The 4,785-nt window shown below is 70.3% G+C and carries 6 protein-coding genes and 1 pseudogene; 6 read left to right on the plus strand and 1 reads right to left on the minus strand.

The annotated features are described in order from the left end of the window. Positions 1–9 precede the first annotated feature (9 nt). From JWP28_RS04950 to proB, 6 genes and pseudogenes are all read left to right on the plus strand, one after another. A complete protein-coding gene (locus JWP28_RS04950; protein WP_299540654.1) occupies positions 10–126 on the plus strand; it encodes a YccF domain-containing protein in 117 nt (38 codons plus the stop codon). 154 nt (positions 127–280) lie between these two features. After that, positions 281–670: pseudogene (gene rplU / locus JWP28_RS04955) on the plus strand (50S ribosomal protein L21); the annotation flags it as partial. Positions 671–1,080: 410 nt separating this feature from the next. Then, positions 1,081–1,353 (plus strand): 50S ribosomal protein L27, encoded by a 273-nt coding sequence (rpmA, locus tag JWP28_RS04960; RefSeq protein WP_299540642.1) that lies wholly within the window; start codon positions 1,081–1,083, stop codon positions 1,351–1,353. 129 nt (positions 1,354–1,482) lie between these two features. Continuing rightward, on the plus strand, positions 1,483–2,013 hold the full coding sequence (locus JWP28_RS04965; RefSeq protein ID WP_299540644.1) for a GNAT family N-acetyltransferase: 531 nt from the start codon (positions 1,483–1,485) through the stop codon (positions 2,011–2,013). A gap of 179 nt (positions 2,014–2,192) precedes the next feature. Next, positions 2,193–3,248, plus strand: a complete 1,056-nt coding sequence (gene obgE, locus JWP28_RS04970) for a GTPase ObgE (protein ID WP_299540647.1) — start codon at positions 2,193–2,195, stop codon at positions 3,246–3,248. Next, positions 3,245–4,393, plus strand: coding sequence for a glutamate 5-kinase (gene proB / locus JWP28_RS04975; RefSeq protein WP_299540649.1), 1,149 nt, complete (start codon positions 3,245–3,247; stop codon positions 4,391–4,393). Before obgE ends, proB begins: the two co-directional genes overlap by 4 nt. On the opposite strand, the gene JWP28_RS04980 is transcribed toward proB, so the two are convergent. Continuing rightward, positions 4,384–4,785, minus strand: a 402-nt coding sequence (locus JWP28_RS04980; RefSeq protein ID WP_299540652.1) for an NTP transferase domain-containing protein, incomplete at its 5' end; no start/stop codon positions are given. The genes proB and JWP28_RS04980 overlap by 10 nt on opposite strands.

The raw sequence follows: 4,785 nt of genomic DNA on the forward strand, positions 1-4,785 counted from the left end.
CTGCATCACATCTTCCTGGCCGTCGCGCTCGCGGTGACGATCATCGGCATCCCGTTCGCCTGGCAGCACGTGAAGCTGGCCATGCTGTCGCTGACGCCGGTAGGCAAGGCGGTGGTGGAGGTTTGACCGGTTCGGGGCGGTCGCGATGACGGCGCCTTTCGCCCCACCCTTTCGTTGACACTCCGGCTTCCTTGCGTATAAGTCCGCCGCTCTCGCCCGCGGGCCATCTCGCGGGCGCATTCCGTTTTGCATAGACACTCTGAATTCGAAGGCGCGAACGATGTACGCGGTGATCAAAACCGGCGGCAAGCAGTACCGGGTTTCCCCCGGCGACCTGATGGTCGTCGAGAAGCTGGCGGGTGAGCCGGGCGCCAACGTGGCCTTCGGCGAGGTGCTGATGATCGGCGAGGGCGAGGCCGTGACGGTCGGCGCCCCGACCGTGGCCGGCGCCTCGGTGTCCGCGACCCTGATCGAGACCCGCAGGGGCGAAAAGGTGAAGATCTTCAAGAAGATCCGCCGCCAGGGCTATCGCCGCACCAAGGGCCACCGCCAAACCGAGACCGTGCTGCGGGTGACGGCAATCGCCGGCGCCGACGGCAAGCAGATCAAGTGGGACGGCAAGGTCGACCTGACCACCAAGGGCGAGCTGAACGCCCGCGCCCGCGGCCTGACCTACATCAGCCCGTCCGCTCAGGCTGAAGCCGCCGCGGCGGCCAAGGTGCAGACGCCGAAGGCCACGACGGCGAAGGTTGCGAAGCCGGCTCCCAAGGCCGCTGCGAAGGCCCGCAAGATCGAGACCGCCGACGAAGTGGTCGCCGATCCCGAAGTGATCGCGGCGATGAACACCGCCGAGACCAACGCGCCGGTGGCGACGGAAGCCCCCTCTACGAAGGCAGGGGAGGCTCCGGCCAAGAAGGCCGCGGCGCCCAAGGCCGACGCCAAGCCGGCCGCCGAGAAGAAGGCTGCGCCTGCGAAGGCCGCGGCTCCCGAGAAGAAGGCTGCTGCGCCGAAGAAGGCCGCTGCGGCTCCGAAGAAGGACAAGTCGGCCAAGTAAGGCCGGCTCAGGTTTAGGAGAGCGCAATGGCTCACAAGAAATCAGGCGGCTCCTCGCGCAACGGGCGCGATTCCGCCGGTCAGCGCCTCGGCGTGAAGAAGTTCGGTGGTGAGGCTGTGCTTGCCGGCAACATCCTCGTGCGTCAGCGCGGCACCAAGTTCTGGCCGGGTGACAACGTGGGCCTTGGCCGCGACCACACCCTCTTCGCGACCGCCACCGGCGCCGTGAAGTTCATTACCAAGCGCGACGACCGCACCTACGTGAACGTGGTGATGGCCGAGGCTGACAAGGCCAAGTAGCGGAACCGCCTTTCTCCGGTTCCGCCCTTGGAAAAAGGCGGACCGGACAGACGAACCTCAGCGGGGAGTCCGGTCAGCCGGGCTCCCCGCTTTCGTTTTGGGCCCCATCAGAGGGCCGGGAGGTTGAAGATGTGCGCGATTGAAGTGACGCCCGTGGTTTCCACGGAACGGCTGGTCCTGCGTGGGCCGATGGTGACCGACGCCGCCCCGATCGCGGCGCTCGCCTCAGACCGCAATGTGGCCGGGATGACCGGCCACATCCCGCACCCTTACGGCGTGGCCGACGCGGAGGGCTTCATCGCGCGCGTCCAGGATATGGATTGGGACCGCGAGGCCTGCTGGGTCGTCGAGCACCACGTCTTCGGCGTCGTGGGCGCCGTCGGCCTAAAGGCGGGCGAGCGGCCGGAGCTGGGCTACTGGATCGGTCGCCCATTCTGGAACCGCGGCTATGCCACGGAAGCCGTCCGCGGGGCGCTCAAGTGGGTCAAGCGCGACTGGCGCAGGCACGTCGTGGTCGCCGGCCATTTCGCCGACAACCCGGCGTCAGGCCAAGTGCTCTGCAAGGCCGGCTTCCTCTACACCGGCGACGTGGAGCGGCGGGTCTCGGCCGCCCGCGCCCGCAACGACGTGCCGACGCGGATGATGGTGTGGCTGGCGTAGGTGTGGCGATCAAGATTGGTCCACGAACCACGCGAACCACACGAACAGTGTGGGTCGATGACGGCGCGCCGCAGCGATCGACAAGGCGTGTTCGTGACGTTCGTGTGGTTCGTGGACATCCTTCTGCCGCTTCGCGGCGGCGAGAGCGTTCGCTGGATCTGTGCTAAGGCCCGCGTGACATGAAGTTCCTCGACGAGTGCAAGATCTACATCCGCTCCGGCAACGGCGGCGGCGGGGCCGTGTCGTTCCGGCGGGAGAAGTACATCGAGTACGGCGGCCCGGACGGCGGCGACGGCGGCAGGGGGGGCGACGTGTGGATCGAGGCGGTCGAGGGGCTGAACACCCTGATCGACTTCCGCTACCACCAGCACTTCAAGGCGGAGACCGGCGTCCACGGCATGGGCCGCAACCGCCATGGCCACAACGGCGAGGACGCGACCCTGCGCGTGCCGGTGGGCACCCAAGTGTTCGCCGAGGACAAGGAAACCCTGCTGCTCGACATGGACAAGGCCGGCCAGAGGGTCCGCCTGCTGAAGGGCGGCAACGGCGGCTTCGGCAACACCCATTTCAAGGGCCCGGTGAACCAGGCGCCGCGCTTCGCCAATCCGGGGCAGGACGGTGAGGAGCGGTGGATCTGGCTGCGGCTTAAACTCATTGCGGACGTGGGGCTGGTGGGCCTGCCCAACGCCGGCAAGTCGACCTTCCTAGCCGCCGCCAGCGCCGCCAAGCCGAAGATCGCCGACTACCCGTTCACGACGCTGGCCCCCAACCTCGGCATGGTCGACCTGTCGGTGGGCGAACGGTTCATTCTGGCCGACATCCCCGGCCTGATCGAAGGCGCCAGCGAAGGTGCGGGCCTGGGCGTGCGCTTTCTCGGCCACGTGGAGCGCACCGCGACCCTGATCCACCTGGTGGACGGCACCCAGGACGACGTAGTGGAAGCCTGGCGAACGGTGCGCCACGAACTGGAAAGCTACGGCGACGAACTGGGCGATAAGACCGAATTTCTGGTGCTCTCCAAGGTCGACGCCTTGGATGCGGCGACCCGCAAGGCCAAGGCCAAGGAGCTGGCCAAGGCCTCCGGCGCCAAGGTCCGCCAGGTCTCCGGCGTCTCCGGCGAGGGCGTCACCGAGTTGCTGCGTGACGCCTACGCCCTGGTCCGCGAGCGCAAGGGCGAGGCGGCCCAGGAGGCCGTCGCCGCCGGCGGGCCCGAGCCCCAGGACTGGACGCCATGACCGACCTGGCCGGCGCCAGGCGCATCGTGGTCAAGGTCGGCTCGGCCCTGCTGGTCGGCCCATCCTCGTCTGAAAAGGGGGATGGCGCCGACCGCCATTGGCTGGCCGCCTTCGCAGCCGACCTCGCCCGCCTGCGCGCCCGCGGCCAGCAGGTGCTGGTGGTCTCCTCCGGCGCGGTGGCGCTCGGCCGCCGTCGCCTTGCCCTGCCCAAGCGCGCCCTGACGCTCCCCGAGAAGCAGGCCGCAGCGGCCGCTGGCCAGTCGGCGCTGATGCGCGCCTGGGAGGAGGCGCTGGAGCCCCACGCCATCGCCGTCGCCCAGGTGCTGCTCACCCGCGACGACACCGAGGTCCGCAGGCGCTGGCTGAACGCGCGGGCCACCGTCGAGACCCTGCTGGCGCTGGGCGTGGTCCCGGTGGTCAACGAGAACGATACGGTGGTCACCGAAGAGATCCGGTACGGCGACAACGACCGCCTGGCGGCCCGGGTGGCCCAGATGATCGGCGCGGACCTGCTGGTGCTGCTGTCGGACGTCGACGGGCTCTACACCGCCGATCCCCGCCGCGATCCGTCCGCCGAGCACCTGCCCCGCGTGGCGCGCCTGACGCCGCAGATCGAGGCCATGGCCGGCGGCGCGAACTCTGCCGCGGGCGTCGGAACCGGCGGCATGGCCACTAAGCTCGCCGCCGCGCGGATCGCCAGCGCCGCGGGCTGCGCCACGGTGATCACGCTCGGCCACCGCCCGTCGCCGTTGCAGGCGGTGGAGGACGGCGAGCGTTCGACGATCATCGAACCGTCCACCACGCCGGCCGCCGCCTACAAGGCCTGGATCGCCGGCTCGCTCGCGCCGGCCGGCGCCCTGGTGGTGGACCAGGGCGCGGCCGAGGCCGTGCGGCGCGGCAAGAGCCTGCTGGCGGCCGGCGTGCGGCGCACCGAAGGCCGCTTCGACAAGGGTGACGCGGTGGTCATCCTCGACGAGGCCGGCCATGAGATCGCCCGTGGCCTGGTGCGCTACGAGGCCGACGATGCGACGCGGATCTGCGGCCTGAAGAGCGCGGCCATCGAGGCCGTGCTCGGCTACACGAGCGGGCCGCTGGTGCACGCGGATGACCTGGCGCTGGCGGCCCACACGCGCGCTCAGGCCTGAGGCAGATCCCCCGGCTCATCCACATCGAACAGCACCCCGTCGTCCGGGCTCTCCACCAGCGCCAGCCGGTCGCCCAGACCTTGCAGCACGCCCCGCGCGCCGGCGTCGCCGGTGAGCGCCAGGAGTTGCGGGAAGAGGGCGCGGCTGAGCAGCACCGGGTTGCCGCGGCGGCCGCCGAACACCGGCGCGGCGGCCAGGGCGCCGGCCCGCAAGGCGTCGGCCATCGGCTGCAGCACGGCGTGCGGCGCGCGCGGCATGTCGCCCAGGAACACGAAGGCGCCGGCCGCGTCGGGGGGCAGGCTGGCGATGCCGGTGCGCAGCGAGGCGCCCATGCCCTCGGCGTGGTCGGTGGCGTGGACGATCCGCACGCGCGGGTCGAAGTCGCGGGCGAC

The organism is Phenylobacterium sp., assembly GCF_028290885.1.
In the GTDB taxonomy this organism is placed as follows: domain Bacteria; phylum Pseudomonadota; class Alphaproteobacteria; order Caulobacterales; family Caulobacteraceae; genus Phenylobacterium.